Source organism: Streptomyces sp. NPDC003248 (assembly GCF_055563235.1).
This window is the reverse complement of record NZ_JBVHDT010000021.1, coordinates 25,175-46,729: the sequence shown is the minus strand read 5'-3', so window position 1 is coordinate 46,729 and position 21,555 is coordinate 25,175. Positions and strand designations below refer to the sequence as shown.

Sequence of the window (21,555 nt, the reverse complement as noted above, 5' to 3'; positions counted from 1 at the left end):
CCCGGTATGCGTGCCGTGCGAGGTGCGCCTACCGTGGCTCGCATGGGTGACGCGGTGGAACTGGAGGCGGGCGGCCGGACGGTACGGCTGTCCAGCCCGGACAAGGTCTTCTTCCCGGAGCGCGGTTTCACCAAGCTCGACCTCGCCCGCTACTACCAGGCGGTCGCTCCGGGCATCCTGCGCGCCCTGCGCGACCGCCCCACCACCCTGGAGCGCTACCCGGACGGCGTGACCGGCGAGTCCTTCTTCCAGAAGCGGGCCCCCAAGGGCATGCCCGACTGGATCCCGACCGCCCACATCGCCTTCCCCAGCGGCCGCACCGCCGACGAGATGTGCCCGACCGAGGAGGCGGCCGTGCTGTGGGCCGCGCAGTACGGCGCCCTCACCTTCCACCCCTGGCCCGTCCGCCGCACCGACGTCGACCGCCCCGACGAACTCCGCATCGACCTCGACCCGCAGCCCGGCACCGACTACGACGACGCCGTGCGCGCCGCCCACGAACTGCGCGAGCTGCTCGACGAGTTCGGCGGACTGCGCGGCTGGCCCAAGACCTCCGGCGGCCGCGGCCTGCACGTCTTCGTGCCGATCGAGCCGCGCTGGACCTTCACCCAGGTCCGGCGCGCCGCCATCGCCGTCGGCCGCGAGATGGAACGCCGCATGCCGGACCGGGTCACCATCAAGTGGTGGAAGGAGGAGCGCGGCGAACGCATCTTCCTCGACTACAACCAGACCGCCCGCGACCGCACCATCGCCTCCGCCTACTCCGTCCGCCCCCGCCCGCACGCCCCCGTCTCCGCCCCCCTGCGCTGGGAGGAGGTCGGCCGGGCCCACCCCCGCGACTTCGACATCGCGACCATGCCGGCCCGGTACGCCGAACTCGGCGACGTGCACGCCGACATGGACGACCACGCCTACTCCCTCGACGCGCTCCTCGACCTGGCCGCCCAGGACGAACGCGACCACGGCCTCGGCGACCTGCCGTACCCGCCCGAGTACCCGAAGATGCCGGGCGAACCCCGCCGCGTCCAGCCGAGCCGCGCGAAGAAGAACCACCCACCGGCCCCTTGACGGCCCGCACGCCCCGATCCCGCGCGGGGCCGCGCCTTCCAGGGCCCACGGACTCCGGGGGATCACGGACTCCGGAGGATCACGGGCATCGAGGGATCACGGGCACTGAGGGATCATGGGGCCATGACCCTCGTCCTGACCCGCAGTGACCTGGAGACGGTGCTGGACCCCGAAGCCTGCCTGGCCGCCCTGGACGAGGGCTTCCGCCGCGCGGACGGGGAACGGACACCGGGCCGCCGGATCCGCACCGACCTGCCGTTCCCCGGCACGGCGACAGCGCTGATACCGGGGCTGCTGCCCGGCATCGAGGCGTACACCGTCAAGGTCAACGCCAAGTTCCCCGTGGCCCGGCCCGCACTGCGCGGGGTGATCTGCCTGCACGGCGGACGGGACGGCGAACTGCTCGCTCTCCTCGACTCCGCCACGGTCACCGCCTGGCGGACCGGCCTCGCGGCCGCCCTCGGCACCCACGTCCTGACCGGACGGGCCGACGGCACCCTCGGGGTGGTCGGCGCGGGCGCCCAGGCGGAGCTGGTGCTGCACGGACTCGCCGTCCTGCGCGGGCGGCGCCCGCTCGTCGTCCACGACACGGACGCCGGCCGGGCCGCCGCGTTCGCCGCCCGGCACGTCGGACGGACCGCGGGATCGGCCGTGGAGGTGGCCGCGGCCGCCGACGTCGTCCTGCTGGCGACCTGGTCGCGCACACCGCTGCTGTGCCTGGCGGACACCCACGCCGGGCAGCACCTCACCAGCCTCGGCGCCGACGAGCCCGGCAAGCGGGAACTCGCCCGCGACCTGCTGGAGGCCGCACTGCTCGTCGTCGACGAGCGTGAGCCGGCGGCCGAGATGGGCGTGCTCGCCTCCGCCGGCCTGCCCCCGGAGGCCGCAGCCGCCACCCTCGGCGAGATCCTGCGTGGCGACCACCCCGGGCGCACGGATCCCGCCACCCGCTCCGTGTACGCCCCTGTCGGCCTGCCCTGGCAGGACCTGGCACTCGCCTGGCTCGCGTACGAGCGGGCCGAACGGACGGGCGTCGGGCGGCGGATCGACCTGCTGGCCTGAGGGCCGAACCGCCGACCGGCTGACCTGGGACCGGCGCGCGGCGCGCCGCCGTGTGCCGGTGCTCTCCGGTGGCGGGAGCGCTCTCACCGTCGCCGGTCGGCGCCGTGGCGCGCGGCTATTCTGTCCCCCAGCCGTCGAGGAGGAGCCCCGTAGTGACCGAGACAGCGCCGCGTCCCACGCTGGAGGCCGTGGCCGCCCGGGCCGGGGTGTCCCGGGCCACGGTCTCACGGGTCGTCAACGGCGGGGACGGTGTGCGCGAGCCCCTCGCGGAGCGGGTCCGGCGGGCCGTGGAGGAACTCGGGTACGTGCCCAACCAGGCCGCCCGCAGCCTGGTGACGAAGCGGCACGACGCCGTCGCCGTCGTCATCGCCGAACCGGAGACCCGGATCTTCGCCGACCCCTTCTTCGCGCTCCACCTGCGCGGCATCAGCAAGGAACTGACGGCCCACGACAACCAGCTCGTACTGCTGCTCACCGAGGGCCGCGACGACCATGCCCGGGTCGCCCGCTATCTGGCCGGCGGCCACGTCGACGGCGCCCTCGTCTTCTCGCTGCACCTCGACGATCCGCTGCCCGGGCTGATCCAGGGCGCCGGAGTGCCGACGGTGTTCGGCGGCCGCCCCGGCTGGAGCGACGGCACCCGCGACGTGGTGTACGTCGACAGCGACAACCGCGGCGGCGCCCGGGCGGCCGTCCGCCACCTGGCCGGTCTGGGGCGCGGCCGGATCGCCCACCTCACCGGTCCCCGCGACCAGACCTCCGCGGTGGACCGGCTGGAAGGGTTCCGGGACGTCGTGGGCGACACCGATCCACGGCTCGTCGTGGAGAGCGACTTCACCTTCGGAGGCGGTGAGCGGGCGATGCGGGAACTCCTCGACCGCCGCCCCGACGTCGACGCCGTGTTCGCCGCCAACGACCTCACCGCCTCGGGTGCCCTGCGCGTCCTGCGCGAACGCGGACTGCGGGTGCCCGAGGACGTCGCCGTGGTCGGCTTCGACGACATGCTGCCCGTCGCCGAACAGACCGACCCGCCGCTGACGACGGTCCGTCAGGACATCGAGGAGATGGGCCGGACCATGGCCCGCCTCCTGCTGCGCGGCCTCGACCCCCGCACGCCCCACGCCGGACCGGACGACGGAGCCGAAGTCCCACCGTCCGGTGTGGTCCTGCCGACCACGTTGGTGCGCCGCGCCTCGGCCTGACCGGCCCCCGCTCCGGAATCCCGCGCCGTGCTCACGTCCGCCGCGGCGCGGTGCGGATCACCGCGAAGCCGGCCCCGTCCGGGTCGGCGAGACGGGCGATCCGGCCGACGTCCTCGATGTCCGTGGGGGCCAGCCGCACCGCGCCCCCCAGCTCCCGCGCCGTCCCCACCAGCGCGTCCACGTCCCCGACCGCGAAGTACGGCAGCCAGTACGCCCCCGCCCCCGCCTCCGTGGGGGCGTCGGCCGACGGGACGACCCCGCCGAACGCGCCGTCCTCCCCGGCGCCCGCCGGACGGACACTGGTGTAGGTGCCGCCGGGGAGGGAGACGGCCGAGGTCTCCAGGCCCAGGGCGGCGTGGTAGAAGGCGGCGGCCGCGGCCTCGTCCGGTGTATACAGCTCGGCCCAGCACAGCGAGCCCGGCGCTCCCGCCACCTCCAGGCCCTGGAGCCGCGCGGGCTGCCAGATGCCGAACGGCGCGCCCGCCGGGTCGGCGAGGATCGCCGTCGTGCCCTGGTCCCTCACCTCCATCGGCGGAAAGACCACTCTGCCGTGCGCCCGTTCGGCGGCTGCGCACGTGCTCTCGGCGTCCGACGACCGGAAGTACACCGTCCACGACGGCGGGCCCTGCTCGGGCGTGGTCTGCATACCGCCCGCCGCGATGCCGCCGTCCAGCCGGAAGAAGCCGTAGCCCCCGGCGTCCGGCCCCGCAGACTCGAACCGCCAGCCGAAAAGAGCACCGTAGAAGACGGAGGCGCGCCCGATGTCGCTCGTACCGATGTCGATCCAGTTCGGAGCGCCGTCGACGAAACGGGTGGTGAGCATCTTCGTCCTCCTCGTCGAAGTCCCGCCGATGCACTGCCGAGTCTCGCACCGCCCACCGACAACCGCTGCCGGAGCCCGGCCGGGGGAGGAGGGCGGGGGCGGCGGCCCTCCTGTGTCGCGGTCCCGCGCGCCGCCGTGCGCCGCACCCCGTGGCGGGGGCACCATCGGGGCGGCCGGAGGCCCTGCCGCACCGCGTATATCCGGCGTTGATCGAACGTTTTTCGCCGTTCGCCACGATGCTGGCCATGTACACCGACACCACATCGACGCCCGATCTCGCCTGGCAGCGGGAGGCGCTGTGCGCGCAGACCGGGGCGGACTTCTTCTTCCCGGAGCCCGGCAGCTCGGTGCGGGAGGCCAAGCGCATCTGCACCCTGTGCGACATGCGCCCCGCCTGCCTCGAGTACGCCCTCGCCAACGACGAGCGCTTCGGCGTATGGGGCGGCCTGTCCGAGAAGGAACGGTTGCAGCTGCGGCGCGCCTCGTACTGAGCCCGCGGGAGCCGGGCGACCGCATCGCGGGGGTGTGGTCGGGAACCGGGAACCGGGAAGGCCGACCGCGCGGGCGTGGTCCGAGGCGGCATGGTGACACCGACCGCGGACCACGGCTGCGCGACGCGGACGGCCCGCACCGGGAGGTCCTTCCCGGTGCGGGCCGTCCGTCGTTCGGCGGAGCCGTGTGTCAGCCGGCGGCGCGGGCCGCCATGCGCGCCTTGCGCGCCGCCAGCTTCTCGTCGAACTTCAGGGCCTCGGCGTCCAGGCCGCCCATGAACAGGCCGAGTTCCTCCTGCGCCTTCTGCCCCTCGGGGCCGAGGCCGTCGATCTCCATGACCTTCAGGTGGCGCAGCACCGGCTGGAGGACGTCGTCGTGGTGGATGCGCAGGTTGTAGACCTCGCCGATCGCCATCTGCGCCGCGGCCCGCTCGAAGCCGGGGATGCCGTGACCGGGCATCCGGAAGTTGACCACGACGTCCCGCACGGCCTGCATGGTCAGGTCGGGCGCGAGTTCGAACGCCGACTTGAGCAGGTTGCGGTAGAAGACCATGTGCAGGTTCTCGTCGGTGGCGATGCGGGCCAGCATGCGGTCGCAGACCGGGTCGCCCGACTGGTGGCCGGTGTTGCGGTGCGAGATGCGGGTGGCGAGCTCCTGGAAGGCGACGTAGGCGACCGAGTGCAGCATCGAGTGCCGGTTGTCGGACTCGAAGCCCTCGCTCATGTGGGCCATCCGGAACTGCTCCAGCTTGTCCGGGTCCACCGCGCGCGAGGCGAGCAGGTAGTCGCGCATCACGATGCCGTGCCGGCCCTCCTCCGCCGTCCAGCGGTGCACCCAGGTGCCCCAGGCGCCGTCCCGGCCGAACAGGGTGGCGATCTCGTGGTGGTAGCTGGGGAGGTTGTCCTCCGTCAGCAGGTTCACCACCAGGGCGATCCGGCCGACCTCGGTGACCTTCGACTGCTCCTTGTCCCAGGCCTCGCCGTCCTCGAAGAAGCCGGGGAAGTTGCGGGCGTCGCTGAACGGCACGTACTCGTGCGGCATCCAGTCCTTGGCGACCTTGAGGTGCCGGTTCAGCTCCTTCTCGACCACTTCCTCCAGGGCGTACAGCAGCCGGGCGTCGGTCCAGACGGAGGGGCTGCCGAGGTGCGGGGAGGCGATCGTCACGGGTACTCCAGGGGACGTGATGCAGAGCGGAAACCGTCCGGCGGTGCGCCGGAACTTACGGGATCGTAGGCTACGAATCCGTAGGTTACGAAGCCGTAGGTTAAGCGCGCCGTAAAGATCCCTGATCAGCCGCTCTCCGGCACCTCGCGCGGAGGGCGTCCGGGCAGGGCGGACGGCCCCGGATCCGCAGGTCCCGGGGCCACCGGGACGATCCCGCCGACCGGTCAGGCGTACAGCTCCCGCAGGCGCACCGAGAGGCACGTCACACAGCCCTCGAGTTTCTCGAACTCGCTGATGTCGACCACGACGGGCTCGTACCCGAGGTCGGCGAGCAGGTCGGCCGTCCGCGGCGCGCTCGCCGCCATCAGCACCTTGGGGCCGCCCAGCAGCACCACGTGGGCGCCGGCCTCCTCGGGCACCGACAGGAAGCGCGGGAACAGCGACGGCCGGTCCACCTTGGGGATGTGGCCGATCACGGTGCCGTCGGGCAGCGCGGTCACCGCCGACTTCAGGTGCAGCACCTTGCTCACCGGTACGGCCACGACCCGCGCCCCCAGCGGTTCGAAGGCCTCCCGCACCTGCTGGACGCCGGCCGCGTTGGTCCGGCCGCCGCGGCCGACGTAGACCGTGTCGCCGACCTTCAGCACGTCACCGCCGTCCAGGGTGCCCGGCTCCCAGATCCAGTTGACCGAGCAGCCGAGCCGGGCCACGGCCTCCTCGACGCCGGCGGTCTCCGCACGCCGGGACTCCGCGCCGGACCGCGCGATCAGGGCGACGTTCCGGTACATGACGACCGTGTCCTCCACGAACACGGAGTCCGGGCAGTCGTCGGCCGGGTCGACCTCCAGGGTCTCCCAGCCGTGCGTCCGCAGGGCCTCGGCGTACGCCTCCCACTGCTCCTCGGCCAGCCCGACGTCGACCGTCTCCCGCGCGACGTGTGTCACCAGGCCTTCGGCGAGGCGCGGGCCGGGGCGGCGGATGAGGGCCTTCTTGCTGGGCACGACCAGATCTTTCGCATCGGTGGGAGGTCAGGGCCGACCCTGACCGGCGCCCCTGACGCGGCGCCGGTCAGCCATCATGCAGGGCCCGTCCACCGGGACGAAATCCCCGTTACCGGCCTGTGCCCCTCCTGAGACCCGCGGTCCTACGCGGGACCGGCCAGTTCCTCCGCGGACGTCTCCCGCAGCTCCCCGTCCAGCAGCAGCCAGCGGGTGATGCCGATCGACTCCAGGAACGGCAGGTCGTGACTGGCCACGACCAGCGCCCCCTCGTACGACGCGAGGGCCGTGGTGAGCTGGCGCACGCTCGCCATGTCGAGGTTGTTCGTCGGCTCGTCCAGCAGCAGCAGCTGGGGCGCCGGCTCGGCGAGCATCAGGGCGGCCAGGGCGGCCCTGAACCGCTCCCCGCCGGACAGCGTCGCCGCCTTCCGGTCGGCGCGCGCGCCGCGGAACAGGAAGCGGGCCAGCCGGGCGCGGATCCGGTTGCCGGTGGCGTCGGGCGCGAACCGGGCCACGTTCTCGGCGACCGTCAGCTCGCCGTCCAGGACGTCCAGGCGCTGCGGCAGGAACCGCAGCGGCACGTGTGCGCCCACCTCGCCCGACACCGGCGCCAGCTCCCCGGAGATGGTCCGCAGCAGGGTGGTCTTGCCCGCCCCGTTGCGCCCCACCAGCGCGACCCGCTCGGGCCCGCGCAGGTCGAGGCCGCCCACCACGCGCGCACCGTACGCCAGGCGCACGTCCCGGAGCGTGAGCACCTCGCGCCCGGGAGGTACGGCCGTGTACGGCAGGTCGACGCGGATCTCGTCGTCGTCGCGCACGGCGTCCACGGCCTTGTCGAGCCGTTCCCGGGCCTCGGCGAGCCTCTCCTCGTGCAGGATGCGGTGCTTGCCCGCGGACTCCTGGGCCGCGCGCTTGCGCGCCCCCATGAGGATCTTCGGTTCGCGCTTGCTGTCCGCCATCTTCTGGCCGTACCGCTTGCGGCGGGCCAGTTTGACCTGGGCGTCGGCCAGTTCGCGTCGCTGCTTGCGCAGGTCGGCCTCCGCGACGCGCACCATCCGCTCGGCGGCCTCCTGCTCGGTGGCGAGGGCCTCCTCGTAGGCGGAGAAGGTGCCGCCGTACCAGGTGACCTCGCCGGCGTGCAGGTCGGCGATCTGGTCGACGAGCTCCAGCAGTCCGCGGTCGTGGCTGACCACGACCAGCACGCCCGGCCAGGACGACACGGCCGCGTACAGCCGGCGGCGGGCGTACAGGTCGAGGTTGTTGGTGGGTTCGTCGAGCAGCAGGACGTCCGGGCGGCGCAGCAGCAGCGCGGCCAGCCGCAGCAGCACCGACTCGCCGCCCGACACCTCGCCGATGGTGCGGTCCAGGTCGACGTGGCCGAGTCCGAGCTCGCCGAGGGCGGCCAGGGCGCGCTCCTCGACGTCCCAGTCGTCGCCGACGGTCTCGAAGTGCGCCTCGGACACGTCACCGTCCTCGATGGCGTGCAGCGCGGCCCGCTGCGCGGCGATGCCGAGGGCTTCGTCGACGCGGAGGGAGGTGTCGAGGGTGACGTTCTGCGGGAGGTACCCGACCTCGCCGGCGACGCGGACGGCGCCGTCGGCGGGGGCGAGTTCCCCGGCGATCAGCTTCAACAGGGTCGACTTGCCGGAGCCGTTGGCCCCGACGAGTCCGGTGCGGCCGGGGCCGAAGGCGACGTCGAGCCCCTCGAAGACGGCGGTGCCGTCCGGCCAGGCGAAGGAGAGGGCGGAACAGGTGACGGAAACGGACAAGTGGGCCTCGCGGTTGCGTGTGCGGTCAGGGCAACGCGTATCGAGACACCAGGGGGCGACCACTGCGGGAGCGGGTTGCGCGGGCACGGAAAGAGCCCTGTTGCGCAAGGACGGCTCGGACGGCCGAGGTCGCACGCGACGCCCACCCCTCTCGCGGGTGTGGCGCGGTGTCTCAGGACCTCAGACGAGCAACGTCCTTCTCCAATCGGCGGCAACAGAAGCGTTCCACACCGTAGGAGGGGGGTGAGAAGGCTGTCAACGCATTAATCACGGCCGACAGAACGTCCCGCACCGCGCCGGTCACACGTCCGCACCGGGCCGGTCACGCGTCCCGCATCAGCTCCGCCAGGCCGTGGTCGAGGTCGAGCTGGAGGTGCTCCCGGCCGGCCGGCACCAGCTCGCTCGTGGCCCGCAGGAAGCGCCGGATCTCCGACGAGTGCACGTGGATCACCGCGGTGCCCTCGGGCGCGCGGAACTCCAGGACCGTGCGGTCGTAGCCGTAGGGGCGGACGCGGACGTCGCCGTGTCCCTCGGCGCCGTGGAGGCCGGCGGCGAGCAGGTCGCGGGCGAAGGTCCAGCAGACGTCCACGCCCTCCAGGGTGGCCGGCGCCGGGAAGGTCATGCGGACCGCGAAGGGATCGCGTCGGTCGTAGTGCAGCGTGGCGGGGATGTTCGGCATCCGGGGCGCGGCGGCGACCAGGCGGGCCTCGACGGGCTGCTCGATGACGGTGGACAACGCCTTGCTCCCTCGTGACGGCGGACGAAACGTCCGGGACGGTGGGCCGGACACTGGAAGAGACGCCGGAACCGGCCGATCCGTGCGCACCATGCGAGTGACCTCGGTCACCGCCTTTCATGCACGGGAGTGACCGACTTCTCCTCCCGTGCTCCCCAGGGCGGTTGAGACCCGTGGTGCGGGGCGCGGCGCACGGGGCACCCCGGTGGGCGGCCGGCGCCGGCGGCGGGGGAACATCCGCGGACCGGGGGCCGGTCGGCGCGCGCTTTCGGGGTACCCGTCGGGAGCACGCGAAAGGAGTGAGCGCCCATGCCACGCGGTTCCAGCCCCAAGCGGGAGCGCCAGTACGAGCACATCAAGAAGAGTGCGCAGGACCGGGGGGAGAGCACCGACCGGGCGAAGGAGATCGCCGCCCGCACGGTGAACAAGGAACGCGCCCGGTCCGGTGAGTCGAAGACCGCCAGCCGCACCTCCACGCAGGACATGTCGTCCGGCAGGCGCGGCGGCCAGCGGTCCGGCAAGGGCTCGCAGGGGCCCACGTACGACCAGCTCTACGAGGAGGCCAAGCGGCGCAACATCCACGGCCGTTCGGACATGAACAAGAGCCAGCTCCAGCGGGCCCTGGGCAAGGACTGACCCGGCCGCCCGGCGGCACGTTCGCGGGCCGGTCCCCGGGAGCCGTACGCTCGTCCTCACCATGACGACCGTACGCATTCCGGCGGGCTGGCCCGCGAACGACGCCGAGGCCCGCGCCGTGCAGGACGAACTGCGGGCGAGGGTGGTGCTGGACGAGCCGGGTCCCGCGCCCGGCACGGGCCGGGTGACGGGCGTCGACGTCGCCTACGACGACGCGCTCGACGTCGTGGCGGCGGCGGCCGTCGTGCTGGACGCGGCGAGCCTCGACGTCGTGGCCGAGGCCACGGCCGTCGGACGGATCTCCTTCCCGTACGTGCCGGGCCTGCTCGCCTTCCGCGAGCTCCCCACCGTCCTCGCCGCCCTCGCCGCCCTGCCCTGCGAGCCGGGCCTGGTCGTCTGCGACGGCTACGGCCTCGCCCACCCCCGCCGCTTCGGCCTCGCCAGCCACCTGGGGGTCCTCACCGGCCTGCCCACGATCGGCGTCGCCAAGAACCCGTTCACCTTCACGTACGACGACCCGGACGCCCCGCGGGGGTCCGGGTCGCCGCTGCTGGCGGGCAGCGAGGAGGTGGGCCGTGCGCTCAGGACCCGCCAGGACGTGAAGCCGGTCTTCGTGTCCGTCGGCCACCGCGTCGGCCTGGACAACGCCTGCGCCCACACCCTCGCGCTCACCCCCCGGTTCCGCCTGCCGGAGACCACCCGCAGGGCGGACGCGCTGTGCCGCCGGGCCTTGAGGGACGCGACGGCACGCACCTGACCGGCCGGCTCCGGCCGTCGGCCCACCTGACCCGAGTGCCTGGTCCGAGTGCCTGACCCGAGCACCTGCGCTGAGTACCCGCCTGAGTACCCGACTGAGTACCTGCCCTGAGTACCTGTACGGATGTGAGGCCCGGCCGTCGCCCGGCAGGCTGGCCCGCATGACGACGCACCGTGCCCCGAAGCCCCTCGCCGATCCCGACCGGCCCGTCGAACGCGCCGTGAACGCCGTGCTGGTCCTCGCCACCCTGGCGGGGCTGGCCTGGGTCGTCGGGATGATCTACACGCTGGTGGAGTGGCCGGTCTAGGACGGATCCAGGACGGGCCGGTCCGGGAGGCGTGCCGGCACCGCCGGTCCAGGAGCGTGCGGGCGAGGCCCGTTCAGCGGCTCGCGGCCACCCGGAAGCGGATGCCCGCCGCGCGCAGCCGTCCGGTCAGCGCGTCGCCCATCGCCACCGCCGGGGTGACCTGGCCGGCCGTCTCCGGGAGGTCGTCGAAGGACAGGGCGAGCGCCGCCTCGGCGAACATCTTCGCCGTCTCGTCGTAGCCCGGGTCGCCGCCCGAGACCTCGGCGCACACCCGCCGGCCGCCGCCCTCGCCCACGAACCGCACGGAGAACCGGCTGCGCGCCCGCCTCTCGGCGCTCGGCCCCTCCCCGGGCTTCAGCCGGTCCGACAGCACGCGCCGCACGGGCGGCAGTTGGGCGGCGGCGAACAGCGCCCCGACGGCCGCGGCGCCGCCCACGGCGACCGGCAGCCGTCGTACCGCCGCGTAGTGCCGGTAGCGGAAGTCGGGGCCGTAGCGCTCCAGCGCCTTCGCGGACCGGCGCACGATCTGCGGGTCGATGGTCGGCAGGGGCAGCGCCCACGCGCCGACCTCCGGGGCGAACCGGGGCGCCCCCAGCGGTGCCGTCGCCCGGCGGCCCATCAGCCGCGGTTCATGACGGTGCCGCTCCCGCGCGGCGGCCGCCAGGTGCCGGCCGCGGGCGAGCTGGCCCAGCGCGGAGGCGAGCGTGCCGCCCGAGAAGGAGGCGTCGACGGACACGTAGCCGTCCACGGTCAGGGGCACGCCCTCGGGCAGGTGCCGGACGGTGAAGTACACGCCCAGGTCGTGCGGGACGGAGTCGAAGCCGCACGCGTGCAGCAGCCGCGCCCCCGTCTCCCGCGCGCGTGCGTCGTACCGGACGTACATGAGGTCGACGAACTCCGGCTCACCCGTCAGGTCGACGTAGTCGGCACCGGTGTCCGCGCAGGCCGCCACCAGGTCCTCGCCGTGGCGCACGTACGGGCCGACCGTCGTCGCCACCACGCGCGCGTGCTCGGCGAGGGCGCGCAGCGAGGCCGGGTCCGACACGTCCGCCCGCAGGACCGCGGGCCGCGCGTCGCCGGGGAGCGCGTCGCGCAGCCGCCGCAGCCTGGTGTCGTCGCGGCCCGCGATCGCCCAGCGCAGGTCCGCCGGCGCGTGGGCCGCGAGGTACTCCGCGGTGAGCGTCCCGGCGAAGCCCGTGGCCCCGAAGAGCACGATGTCGTACGGACGGTCCGTCCTTCTTAGCCTGCTCATGACACCCCTTGGTCGTGCAGCACGCGCCGCTGTCGGTGGCTGAGGCTAGCGTGAGGTGTGCCGCGCGACCCGGGCCTCTCGGCCGGACGGCGCTGAGCGGAACCCGGCCTCCCGGCCTAGACTGGCCAAGCGCTTGCTCGGCCGTTCCCGCGCGTCTTGTGTCCACTGGAACACGTTCCTAGCATCAGTGGTGTTACATCGGTTGTGTCACAGCAAGGGGGCTGGATGACAACGGCAGACACAGCGGAACCGGCGGGCACGGCTCCCGTGCCCGGTACGGCTCCCGCGCCCGGCATGGCCCCCGTGCCCGGTACGGCCCCCGCGCCCGGCATGGCCCCCGTGCCCGGTACGGCTCCCGCGACCGGTACGGCTCCCGCGACCGGTACGGCCCCCGCGACCGGTACGGCCCCCGTGCCCGGTACGGCCCCCGTGCCCGGTAGGCCCGGCACCGCCGGCCACGGCCCGCTGGCCGGAGTGCGGGTGGTCGAGCTGGCCGGCATCGGGCCCGGCCCCTTCGCGGCCATGCTCCTGGCCGACCTCGGCGCCGACGTCGTCCGCGTGGACCGCCCCGGCGGCCCCGCCCTCGGCATCGACCCGGCGCACGACCTCACCAACCGCGGCAAGCGTTCCGTGCTCGTCGACCTCAAGGCCCCGGACGGCCCCGCCCGCGTGCTCGACCTCGCCGCCCGCGCCGACGTGCTGATCGAGGGCAACCGCCCCGGCGTCGCCGAGCGCCTCGGCGTCGGCCCCGACGTCTGCCGCGCCCGCAACCCCCGGCTGGTCTACGGCCGGATGACCGGCTGGGGCCAGGACGGCCCGCTCGCCCACCGCGCCGGCCACGACATCGCCTACATCGCCCTCACCGGCACCCTCGGCATGATCGGCGCCCCGGACGCGCCCCCGGCCGTCCCCGCCAACCTCCTCGGCGACTACGCCGGCGGCTCCCTCTACCTCGTCGTCGGCGTCCTCGCCGCCCTGCACCACGCGCGCGCGACGGGCACCGGCCAGGTCGTCGACGCCGCCATCGTCGACGGCGCCGCCCACCTCTCCACCATGATCCACGGCATGCTCGCCGCCGGCGGCTGGCAGGACCGCCGCGGGGTCAACCTCCTGGACGGCGGCTGCCCGTACTACGGCACCTACGAGACCGCCGACGGCGGGCACATGGCCGTCGGCGCCCTGGAACCCCGCTTCTACGACGAGTTCGTACGCCTGCTGGGGCTCGACGGCTTCACCGACGCCCGCACGGACCCGTCCCGCTGGGACGAACTGCGCAAGGCGGTCGCGGCCCGCTTCGCGTCCCGCACCCGGGACGAGTGGACGGCCGTCTTCGCGGCCTCCGACGCGTGCGTGGCGCCCGTGCTGTCGCTGCGCGAGGCCCCCCACCACCCGCACCTCGCCGCCCGCGCCACCTTCACCGACCACGGCGGCGTCACCCAGCCCGCGCCCGCCCCCCGCTTCTCCGCCACCCCCACCGCCGTCCGCGGCGGTCCCGCGCGGCCCGGCGCCGACACGGCCGACGTGGCGCGCGACTGGGACGCCCCCCGGCTCCTGACCGACCCCCCGCAGGGCGACTGACCCCGCTCGGCCCACCCACCCCGAAAGGCTTGCCAGTGAGCACCGAAGCGTACGTGTACGACGCGATCCGCACCCCGCGCGGCCGCGGCAAGGCGAACGGCGCCCTGCACGGGACGAAGCCCATCGACCTCGTCGTCGGCCTCATCCACGAGCTGCGCGACCGCTTCCCCGGCCTGGACCCCGCCGCCGTCGACGACATCGTCCTCGGCGTCGTCGGCCCCGTCGGAGACCAGGGCTCCGACATCGCGCGGATCGCCGCGCTCGCGGCCGGCCTCCCGGACACGGTGGCGGGCGTGCAGGAGAACCGCTTCTGCGCGTCGGGCCTGGAGGCCGTCAACCTGGCCGCCGCCAAGGTCCGCGCGGGCTGGGAGGACCTCGTCCTCGCCGGAGGTGTGGAGTCGATGTCCCGGGTGCCCATGGCCTCCGACGGCGGCGCCTGGTTCAACGACCCCATGACCAACCTCGCCGTCAACTTCGTGCCGCAGGGCATCGGCGCCGACCTCATCGCCACCCTCGAGGGCTTCTCCCGGCGCGACGTCGACGAGTACGCGGCCCTCTCCCAGGAACGGGCGGCCACGGCCGTCAAGGACGGCCGCTTCGACCGCTCGGTCGTCCCGGTGAAGGACCGCAACGGCCTGGTCGTCCTCGACCACGACGAGCACCCGCGCCCCGGCACCACCGCCGACTCCCTGGCGAAGCTGAAGCCCTCCTTCGCCGACATCGGCGAGCTGGGCGGCTTCGACGCCGTCGCCCTCCAGCAGTACCACTGGGTGGAGCGGATCGACCACGTCCACCACGCCGGCAACTCCTCCGGCATCGTCGACGGCGCCTCGCTCGTCGCCATCGGCTCGAAGGAGATCGGCGAGCGGTACGGGCTCACCCCGCGCGCGCGGATCGTCTCCGCCGCCGTCTCCGGATCCGAACCCACCATCATGCTCACCGGCCCGGCCCCCGCCACCCGCAAGGCCCTCGCCAAGGCCGGCCTGACCATCGACGACATCGACCTCGTCGAGATCAACGAGGCCTTCGCGGCGGTCGTCCTGCGCTTCGCGAAGGACATGGGCCTCTCCCTGGACAAGGTCAACGTCAACGGCGGCGCCATCGCCCTCGGCCACCCCCTCGGCGCCACCGGCGCCATGATCCTCGGCACGCTCGTCGACGAACTGGAGCGCCAGGACAAGCGCTACGGCCTCGCCACGCTGTGCGTGGGCGGCGGCATGGGCGTCGCGACGATCGTCGAGCGCGTCTGACCACCCCGGCGGAACCCCACGACTTCTACGGAGACCTGTCATGACACAGAGCACCACCATCCGCTGGGAACAGGACCGCACCGGCCTCGTCACCCTCGTCCTCGACGACCCCGACCAGTCCGCGAACACCATGAACGAGGCGTTCCGCGCCTCCCTCGCGGTGGTCACCGACCGGCTGGAGGCCGAGCAGGACACCGTCCGGGGCGTCATCATCACCTCCGCGAAGAAGACCTTCTTCGCCGGCGGCGACCTGCGCGACCTGATCCGTGTCACCCCGGAGACCGCCCAGGAGCTGTTCGACGGCGGCCTGGAGATCAAGCGCCACCTGCGCCGCATCGAGACCCTCGGCAAGCCCGTCGTCGCCGCCATCAACGGCGCGGCCCTCGGCGGCGGCTACGAACTCGCCCTCGCCTGCCACCACCGCGTCGCCCTCGACGCGCCCGGCTCGAAGATCGGCCTGCCCGAGGTCACCCTCGGCCTGCTCCCCGGGGGCGGCGGCGTGGTGCGCACCGTCCGCCTGCTCGGCATCGCCGACGCCCTCCTCAAGGTCCTCCTCCAGGGCACCCAGTACAGCCCGCGCCGCGCCCTGGAGAACGGCCTGGTCCACGAGGTCGCCGCCACCGAGAAGGAGATGCTGGCCAAGGCCCGCGCCTTCATCGACGCCCACCCCGAGTCGCAGCAGCCCTGGGACAGGCCGGGCTACCGGATCCCGGGCGGCACCCCGTCGAACCCCAAGTTCGCGGCGAACCTGCCCGCCTTCCCCGCCACCCTGCGCAAGCAGACCGGCGGCGCCCCCTACCCGGCCCCGCGCAACATCCTCGCCGCCGCCGTCGAGGGCGCCCAGGTCGACCTGGAGACCGCGCAGGTCATCGAGGCCCGCTACTTCGTGGAGCTGGCCGCCGGCCAGACCTCCAAGAACATGATCCAGGCCTTCTTCTTCGACCTCCAGGCCGTCAACTCCGGCGCCAACCGCCCGCAGGGCGTCGAACCCCGCCAGGTCCGCAGGGTCGCCGTCCTCGGTGCCGGGATGATGGGCGCCGGCATCGCCTACTCCTGCGCCCGCGCGGGCATCGACGTCGTCCTCAAGGACGTCTCCCTGGAAGCCGCCCTCAAGGGCAAGGGCTACTCCGAGAAACTGTGCGCCAAGGCCGTCTCCCGGGGCCGTACCACCCAGGAGAAGGCGGACGCGCTGCTCGACCGCATCACGCCCACCGCGGACCCGCAGGACCTGGCCGGCTGCGACGCCGTCATCGAGGCGGTGTTCGAGGACACGTCCCTGAAGCAGAAGGTGTTCCAGGAGATCGAGCACATCGTCGCGCCGGACGCCCTGCTGTGCTCCAACACCTCCACCCTGCCCATCACCGTCCTCGCCGAGGGGGTCGAGCGCCAGGGCGACTTCATCGGGCTGCACTTCTTCTCGCCCGTCGACAAGATGCCGCTCGTCGAGATCATCAAGGGCGGGCGCACCGGCGACGTGGCGCTCGCCCGGGCCTTCGACCTGGTCCGGCAGATCAAGAAGACGCCGATCGTGGTCAACGACTCCCGCGGCTTCTTCACCTCCCGGGTGATCGGCCACTTCATCAACGAGGGCGTCGCCATGGTCGGCGAGGGCATCGAGCCCGCCTCCGTCGAACAGGCCGCCGCCCAGGCCGGCTACCCGGCCAAGGTCCTCTCCCTGATGGACGAACTGACGCTCACCCTGCCCCGCAAGATCCGCAACGAGTCGAAGCGGGCCGTCGAGGAGGCGGGCGGCACCTGGCCCGGCCACCCCGCCGAGGCCGTCATCGACCGCATGGTCGACGAGTTCGGCCGCACCGGCCGCAGCGGCGGCGCCGGCTTCTACGAGTACGGGGAGGACGGCGGGCGGACCCGCCTCTGGCCGGGCCTGCGCGAACACTTCACCCGGCAGGGGGCGGAGATCCCCTTCCAGGACATGCAGGAGCGCATGCTCTTCTCCGAAGCCCTCGACACCGTGCGGCTCCTGGAGGAGGGCGTGCTGACCTCGGTCGCCGACGCCAACATCGGCTCCCTCTTCGGCATCGGCTTCCCCGGCTGGACCGGCGGTGTGCTCCAGTACATCAACGGCTACCAGGGGGGCCTGCCCGGCTTCGTGGCCCGCGCGCGGGAACTCGCCGAGCGCTACGGCGACCGCTTCACCCCGCCCGCGCTGCTGGTGCGGAAGGCGGAGGCGGGGGAGACCTTCACGGACGGGCGCTGACCGGGGCCCGCGGGCGGGTGGAGCCGCAGGGCCCCGCCCGCGGGGGACGGACAGCCCTCAGCGGAAGCCGTCCGTGGGCGCGCTCAGGAGGAGCCGCCCGGGGGATCTGGGTGAGCCGCCCGCGGGAGATCAGGGTGAGCCGCCCGTGGGATCAGGGTGAGCCGCCCGTGGGCGGCTCCCCGATCCACTCCCGCAGCTCCTCCGTGAGCGACCGCTGGAACGCCGTCAGCAGGGCCTGGACCACCAGCGGCTGCATGTGCGCCGACAGCGACCGGACCGCGCCCGCGTCGCGCTCCGGCACCTCCTCGCGCAGCAGCCGCGACAGCTCGTGGGCGGCGGTGCGCGCATGCTCCAGCAGGACGGTCCGGGCGGCGAGGATCGCCTCCGGCGACAGGGGGACGTCGAGGAGCCGGACGCCCAGCCGCAGCAGCCCGGCATCGACACGGTACGAGCCGCCGTCGGCCCGGCCGCCGGACCCGGCCCCCACCACGCCCATGGCACGGAGCCGGTCCACGTCCTCCTCGCCGAGCGACCGCCCGGCCCGCCGCTCGAGCTCCTCCCGCGTCACCGACTCCACGGTGTCCGGCGCCCACGAGGCCACCACCGCCCGGTGGACGGCGAGGTCGTGCGCGTCGAGTCCGGGCGGCAGCCGGTCCAGGTAGCGCTCGATCGCCGCCAGCGTCAAGCCCTGCTGCTGGAGCTCCGCGATCAGCGCGAGACGCGCGAGGTGCTCCGGACCGTAGTGCCCCACCCGGCGCGGACCGATCACCGGCGGCGGCAGCAGGCCCTTGGTGCTGTAGAACCGCACCGTGCGCACCGTGACCCCCGCCCGCGCGGCCAGCTCGTCGACCGTGAGGGCCGGCTCCTCGGTCTCGATCGTCATGTGCAGCAGTATCGCTGTCCCACCACCCCTGTGACACCCACCGGGACCGCCGGGACCGCCGGGACCGCCGGGACCGCCGGGATCGCGGGAACCGCCGGGGCCCGCGCGCCCCATGTGACGGTCCTGTGAGAAGTCACGCTCTGTGACGTGAAGCACCGCATGAGAGGGACACCTCCGGGAAGCTGCTTCCTTGGTCTGTGCCCCGACCAGGGAGCCGCGGGCCATGACCGTCAGGACACCCGGACGTACGGCGCCCGGGCGCACCAGAGAGTGGAACCACCCGTGAGCAAGGACACCGCGCGCACGGCCGACGTCGCCGCCCACCCCCAGGCGACCGCGACACCCGCGGACGCGGGCGACGCCGGCTACAGCAAGGACCTCAAGCACCGCCACGTCAACATGATCGCCATCGGCGGCGCGATCGGCACCGGCCTCTTCCTGGGCGCCGGCGGGCGCCTCCACACCGCGGGGCCGGCGCTCGCCCTGGCCTACCTCGTCTGCGGCGTCTTCGCCTTCTTCGTCGTCCGCGCCCTCGGCGAGCTGGTCCTGTACCGGCCGTCGTCCGGCTCCTTCGTGTCGTACGCGCGCGAGTTCCTCGGCGAGAAGGGCGCCTACGTCGCCGGCTGGATGTACTTCCTGAACTGGTCGACCACCGGTATCGCCGACATCACCGCGATCGCGTTGTACACCCACTACTGGAGCATGTTCACGAGCGTCCCCCAGTGGGTGCTGGCGCTCGTCGCGCTCGCCGTGGTCCTCGCGGTGAACCTCATCTCGGTGAAGATCTTCGGCGAGATGGAGTTCTGGTTCGCGATCGTCAAGGTCGCCACCCTCGTCGCCTTCATGTGCGTCGGTGTCTTCCTGCTCGCCACCCGGCACGAGGTGGGCGGCCGGACGCCCGGCCCGAGCATGATCACGGACCACGGCGGCCTCCTCCCGCACGGCCTGCTGCCCGTCGTCCTCGTCATGCAGGGCGTGATCTTCGCGTACGCCGCCCTGGAACTGGTCGGCGTCGCCGCGGGCGAGACCGCCGAGCCGGAGAAGGTCGTCCCGCGCGCGGTGAACTCCATCATGTGGCGCGTCGGCCTCTTCTACGTCGGTTCCGTCGTCCTGCTCGCGCTGCTGCTGCCCGGCTCGGTCTACTCGGCCGACGAGAGCCCCTTCGTCACCGTCCTGTCGAAGATCGGCGTCTCCGGCGCGGGCGACGTCATGAACCTGGTCGTCCTCACCGCCGCCATGTCGTCCCTGAACTCCGGCCTGTACTCCACCGGCCGCATCCTGCGCTCCATGGCCATGGCCGGCTCGGCGCCGAGGTTCACCGCCCGGATGAACCGCAGCCAGGTCCCCTACGGCGGCATCCTGCTCACCTGCGCGGTCTGCGTCCTCGGCGTCGGCCTGAACTTCCTCGTGCCCGAGCAGGCCTTCGAGATCGTGCTGAACGTCGCCTCCCTCGGCATCATCAGCACCTGGGTGATCATCATGATCTGCCACCTGGTCTTCGTCCGCCGCGCCAGGGCCGGTCTCGTGGCCCGCCCCTCCTTCCGCCTCCCCGGCAGCCCGGTCACCGAGATCGTCACGATCGCCTTCCTGGTCGCCGTCCTCGGCCTGATGTGGAACGACCCCGAGGTCGGCCGCAAGACCCTGCTGCTCGTCCCGGTCGTCGCGGCCGCCCTGGTCGGCGGCTGGTTCGCGGTCCGCCGCCGGGTGGCGCGGGCGGCCGACGAGGAGCTGTCGCGGCTCACGCCGTAGCGGCGGAAGGGCCCGGGCCACTGTCAGTGGCATCGCCTACGGTGGCGTCATGTCGGAGATCACGTATGTCCGGGGGGACGCCACCGCGCCGTCGGTGAAGGGCGTCAAGGTGATCGCCCATGTCTGCAACGACATCGGGGGCTGGGGGAAGGGCTTCGTCCTCGCGCTCTCGCGCCGCTGGCCCGAGCCCGAGAAGGCCTACCGCGCCTGGCACCGGGACCGCGCGTCGAACGACTTCGGGCTGGGCGCCGTCCAGTGCGTCCGGGTCGAGCCGTACGTGTGGGTGGCCAACATGATCGGCCAGCGCGGGACAAGGACGGGCAGCAAGGGCGTCCCCGTGCGGTACGAGGCCATCGACACGGCACTGGCACGGCTGGCCGACCGGGCGGCGGAACTCGGCGCCTCCGTCCACATGCCGCGGATAGGGTGTGGCCTGGCCGGCGGCACGTGGTCCCGCGTCGAACCGCTGATCACCGAGCGGTTGGCCGCACGGGGGATCGCGGTCACGGTCTACGACCAAGGGGAGGGCCGGAGTTGAGCCGTGACATCGACGTCCTCGTACTGGGCGGCGCGGGCGTGGACACCATCGTGTACGTCCCGGAGCTGCCGCTCCCGTACGCCGACAGCTACATGATCGACAGCGGGGTCCGCACCCGCGCGGGCCAGACCGGGGACTTCGTCGCCATGGGCCTGAGCGCCCTCGGTCTGCGCACCCACCACCTCGACTTCCTCGGCGACGACCCCGAGGGGGACCTGGTCCGCGCCCTGCACCGCGACCGGGGCATCGGCCTCACCGCGGTCCCGCAGCCCGCCGGCACCAAGCGCGCGGTGAACCTGGTCGGCCCGGACGGCCGGCGGCTGTCCCTGTACGACACCAGCCGCTCGCTCCCCGACGACCGGTTCCCCGAGGACACCCTGAGGGACCTGGCCGCGAGGAGCCGCCACGCCCACGTCTCGATCACCCAGCCCTGCGCGCTCGCCCTGCCGGTGCTGCGCGAGGCGGGCGTCGGCATCTCCACCGACCTGCACAACTGGGACGGGGAGAACCCGTACCACGCGTCGTTCGCGTACGAGGCCGACGTCGTCTTCCTCTCCGCGGCCGAACTGACCGACCCCGAGCGGACCATGCGCCGCGTCGCCGAGCGCGGCCGGGCCGAGGTGGTCGTCGCCACCGCGGGCGCGCACGGCGCGTACCTGCTGGCCGACGGCGAGCTGACCCGCGTCCCGGCGGTGCCGCCCGCCGCCCCCGTGGTGGACTCCAACGGCGCCGGTGACGCCTTCGCGGCCGCCTTCCTCTACGGCCGTCTCACCGGCGAGCCGCCCCTGACCTGCGCCCTGTTCGGCGCGGTGGCCGGCGCCCACGCCTGCACCGTGCCGTCGACGCGGACGGACGCGATCGACCGCGACGAACTCCTGACCCGCTCGGCCGTCGCCCGGACCGCCGAACCGCGCTGAGAGGGCCCTCGGTCACCGACTCCGCGCGCGGTGACCGAGGCCGACGGCCCAGGACGGGGAGACCGAGGACCGGCTCGACGGCCGGACCGAGGCCGGGGCACCGGTCCGACCGGTCCAGGCCGGTGTCCCCCGACCCGGCCCCCGCGCCCCCGGCAC

General features: G+C 73.6%; 20 protein-coding genes. 13 read left to right on the top strand and 7 right to left on the bottom strand.

Translation table 11 applies throughout. The features are described from left to right. Positions 1-42 precede the first annotated feature (42 nt). The 3 genes from ligD to ACZ3KJ_RS32665 all read left to right on the top strand — a co-directional run bounded on the left by ligD (position 43) and on the right by ACZ3KJ_RS32665 (position 3,332). The gene (gene ligD / locus ACZ3KJ_RS32675; RefSeq protein WP_467532309.1) at positions 43-1,068 is read left to right on the top strand and encodes a non-homologous end-joining DNA ligase; all 1,026 of its coding nucleotides are present in this window, start codon (positions 43-45) and stop codon (positions 1,066-1,068) included. Between the two features lie 123 nt (positions 1,069-1,191). Then, on the top strand, positions 1,192-2,130 hold the full coding sequence (locus tag ACZ3KJ_RS32670; RefSeq protein ID WP_467532307.1) for an ornithine cyclodeaminase family protein: 939 nt from the start codon (positions 1,192-1,194) through the stop codon (positions 2,128-2,130). Between the two features lie 152 nt (positions 2,131-2,282). Further along, positions 2,283-3,332: a LacI family DNA-binding transcriptional regulator gene (locus ACZ3KJ_RS32665; protein WP_467532305.1), complete on the top strand. Its 1,050-nt coding sequence runs from the start codon at positions 2,283-2,285 to the stop codon at positions 3,330-3,332. A gap of 31 nt (positions 3,333-3,363) precedes the next feature. On the opposite strand, the gene ACZ3KJ_RS32660 is transcribed toward ACZ3KJ_RS32665, so the two are convergent. Further along, positions 3,364-4,155 (bottom strand): VOC family protein, encoded by a 792-nt coding sequence (locus ACZ3KJ_RS32660; protein WP_467532304.1) that lies wholly within the window; start codon positions 4,153-4,155, stop codon positions 3,364-3,366. Between the two features lie 245 nt (positions 4,156-4,400). On the opposite strand from ACZ3KJ_RS32660, the gene ACZ3KJ_RS32655 reads away from it, so the two are divergent. After that, positions 4,401-4,646 (top strand): WhiB family transcriptional regulator, encoded by a 246-nt coding sequence (locus ACZ3KJ_RS32655; protein ID WP_467532302.1) that lies wholly within the window; start codon positions 4,401-4,403, stop codon positions 4,644-4,646. 190 nt (positions 4,647-4,836) lie between these two features. Here the strand turns inward: ACZ3KJ_RS32655 and ACZ3KJ_RS32650 are convergent, their stop codons facing one another. The 4 genes from ACZ3KJ_RS32650 to ssgD all read right to left on the bottom strand — a co-directional run bounded on the left by ACZ3KJ_RS32650 (position 4,837) and on the right by ssgD (position 9,314). Then, positions 4,837-5,811, bottom strand: coding sequence for an acyl-ACP desaturase (locus ACZ3KJ_RS32650; RefSeq protein ID WP_467532300.1), 975 nt, complete (start codon positions 5,809-5,811; stop codon positions 4,837-4,839). 224 nt (positions 5,812-6,035) lie between these two features. Then, entirely contained in the window at positions 6,036-6,812 is a 777-nt protein-coding gene (gene ddaH, locus ACZ3KJ_RS32645) for a dimethylargininase (protein WP_467532299.1), read from the bottom strand. 143 nt (positions 6,813-6,955) lie between these two features. Beyond that, positions 6,956-8,578: an ABC-F family ATP-binding cassette domain-containing protein gene (locus ACZ3KJ_RS32640; protein WP_467532297.1), complete on the bottom strand. Its 1,623-nt coding sequence runs from the start codon at positions 8,576-8,578 to the stop codon at positions 6,956-6,958. 322 nt (positions 8,579-8,900) lie between these two features. Continuing rightward, the gene (gene ssgD, locus ACZ3KJ_RS32635; RefSeq protein ID WP_467532295.1) at positions 8,901-9,314 is read right to left on the bottom strand and encodes a spore wall synthesis regulator SsgD; all 414 of its coding nucleotides are present in this window, start codon (positions 9,312-9,314) and stop codon (positions 8,901-8,903) included. Positions 9,315-9,623: 309 nt separating this feature from the next. Between ssgD and ACZ3KJ_RS32630 the strand changes: the two genes are divergently transcribed. The 3 genes from ACZ3KJ_RS32630 (at position 9,624) to mmpA (ending at position 11,014) form a co-directional block, all read left to right on the top strand. Then, positions 9,624-9,950 carry a plasmid stabilization protein gene (locus ACZ3KJ_RS32630; protein WP_389521779.1) on the top strand — a complete coding sequence of 109 codons (327 nt, stop codon included), beginning with the start codon at positions 9,624-9,626 and terminating at the stop codon, positions 9,948-9,950. Positions 9,951-10,011: 61 nt separating this feature from the next. After that, complete coding sequence (locus ACZ3KJ_RS32625) at positions 10,012-10,707, top strand: endonuclease V (protein WP_467532293.1); 696 nt, start codon at positions 10,012-10,014, stop codon at positions 10,705-10,707. Between the two features lie 160 nt (positions 10,708-10,867). Then, positions 10,868-11,014 (top strand): morphogenic membrane protein MmpA, encoded by a 147-nt coding sequence (mmpA, locus tag ACZ3KJ_RS32620; RefSeq protein ID WP_467532291.1) that lies wholly within the window; start codon positions 10,868-10,870, stop codon positions 11,012-11,014. A gap of 73 nt (positions 11,015-11,087) precedes the next feature. Here mmpA and ACZ3KJ_RS32615 read toward each other — a convergent pair whose 3' ends face one another. Beyond that, complete coding sequence (locus ACZ3KJ_RS32615) at positions 11,088-12,266, bottom strand: saccharopine dehydrogenase family protein (RefSeq protein ID WP_467532290.1); 1,179 nt, start codon at positions 12,264-12,266, stop codon at positions 11,088-11,090. A gap of 480 nt (positions 12,267-12,746) precedes the next feature. Here ACZ3KJ_RS32615 and ACZ3KJ_RS32610 point away from each other — a divergent pair, with 480 nt between their 5' ends. The 3 genes from ACZ3KJ_RS32610 to ACZ3KJ_RS32600 are packed head-to-tail and all read left to right on the top strand — an operon-like array spanning position 12,747 to position 17,312. Continuing rightward, positions 12,747-13,844 carry a CaiB/BaiF CoA transferase family protein gene (locus ACZ3KJ_RS32610; protein ID WP_467532411.1) on the top strand — a complete coding sequence of 366 codons (1,098 nt, stop codon included), beginning with the start codon at positions 12,747-12,749 and terminating at the stop codon, positions 13,842-13,844. A gap of 35 nt (positions 13,845-13,879) precedes the next feature. Beyond that, entirely contained in the window at positions 13,880-15,094 is a 1,215-nt protein-coding gene (locus ACZ3KJ_RS32605) for an acetyl-CoA C-acetyltransferase (RefSeq protein WP_467532289.1), read from the top strand. 40 nt (positions 15,095-15,134) lie between these two features. After that, positions 15,135-17,312 carry a 3-hydroxyacyl-CoA dehydrogenase NAD-binding domain-containing protein gene (locus tag ACZ3KJ_RS32600; protein WP_467532288.1) on the top strand — a complete coding sequence of 726 codons (2,178 nt, stop codon included), beginning with the start codon at positions 15,135-15,137 and terminating at the stop codon, positions 17,310-17,312. Positions 17,313-17,463: 151 nt separating this feature from the next. On the opposite strand, the gene ACZ3KJ_RS32595 is transcribed toward ACZ3KJ_RS32600, so the two are convergent. Further along, the gene (locus ACZ3KJ_RS32595; protein ID WP_467532286.1) at positions 17,464-18,195 is read right to left on the bottom strand and encodes a MerR family transcriptional regulator; all 732 of its coding nucleotides are present in this window, start codon (positions 18,193-18,195) and stop codon (positions 17,464-17,466) included. Between the two features lie 282 nt (positions 18,196-18,477). On the opposite strand from ACZ3KJ_RS32595, the gene ACZ3KJ_RS32590 reads away from it, so the two are divergent. From ACZ3KJ_RS32590 to ACZ3KJ_RS32580, 3 genes are read left to right on the top strand one after another with little or no spacing between them, the layout of a single operon-like run. Next, positions 18,478-19,944 carry an amino acid permease gene (locus tag ACZ3KJ_RS32590; protein ID WP_467532284.1) on the top strand — a complete coding sequence of 489 codons (1,467 nt, stop codon included), beginning with the start codon at positions 18,478-18,480 and terminating at the stop codon, positions 19,942-19,944. 49 nt (positions 19,945-19,993) lie between these two features. Further along, the gene (locus ACZ3KJ_RS32585) at positions 19,994-20,482 is read left to right on the top strand and encodes a macro domain-containing protein (RefSeq protein WP_467532283.1); all 489 of its coding nucleotides are present in this window, start codon (positions 19,994-19,996) and stop codon (positions 20,480-20,482) included. Then, positions 20,479-21,399, top strand: a complete 921-nt coding sequence (locus ACZ3KJ_RS32580) for a PfkB family carbohydrate kinase (RefSeq protein ID WP_467532281.1) — start codon at positions 20,479-20,481, stop codon at positions 21,397-21,399. The genes ACZ3KJ_RS32585 and ACZ3KJ_RS32580 overlap by 4 nt, the downstream gene beginning before the upstream one ends. The last annotated feature ends 156 nt before the right edge of the window (positions 21,400-21,555 follow it).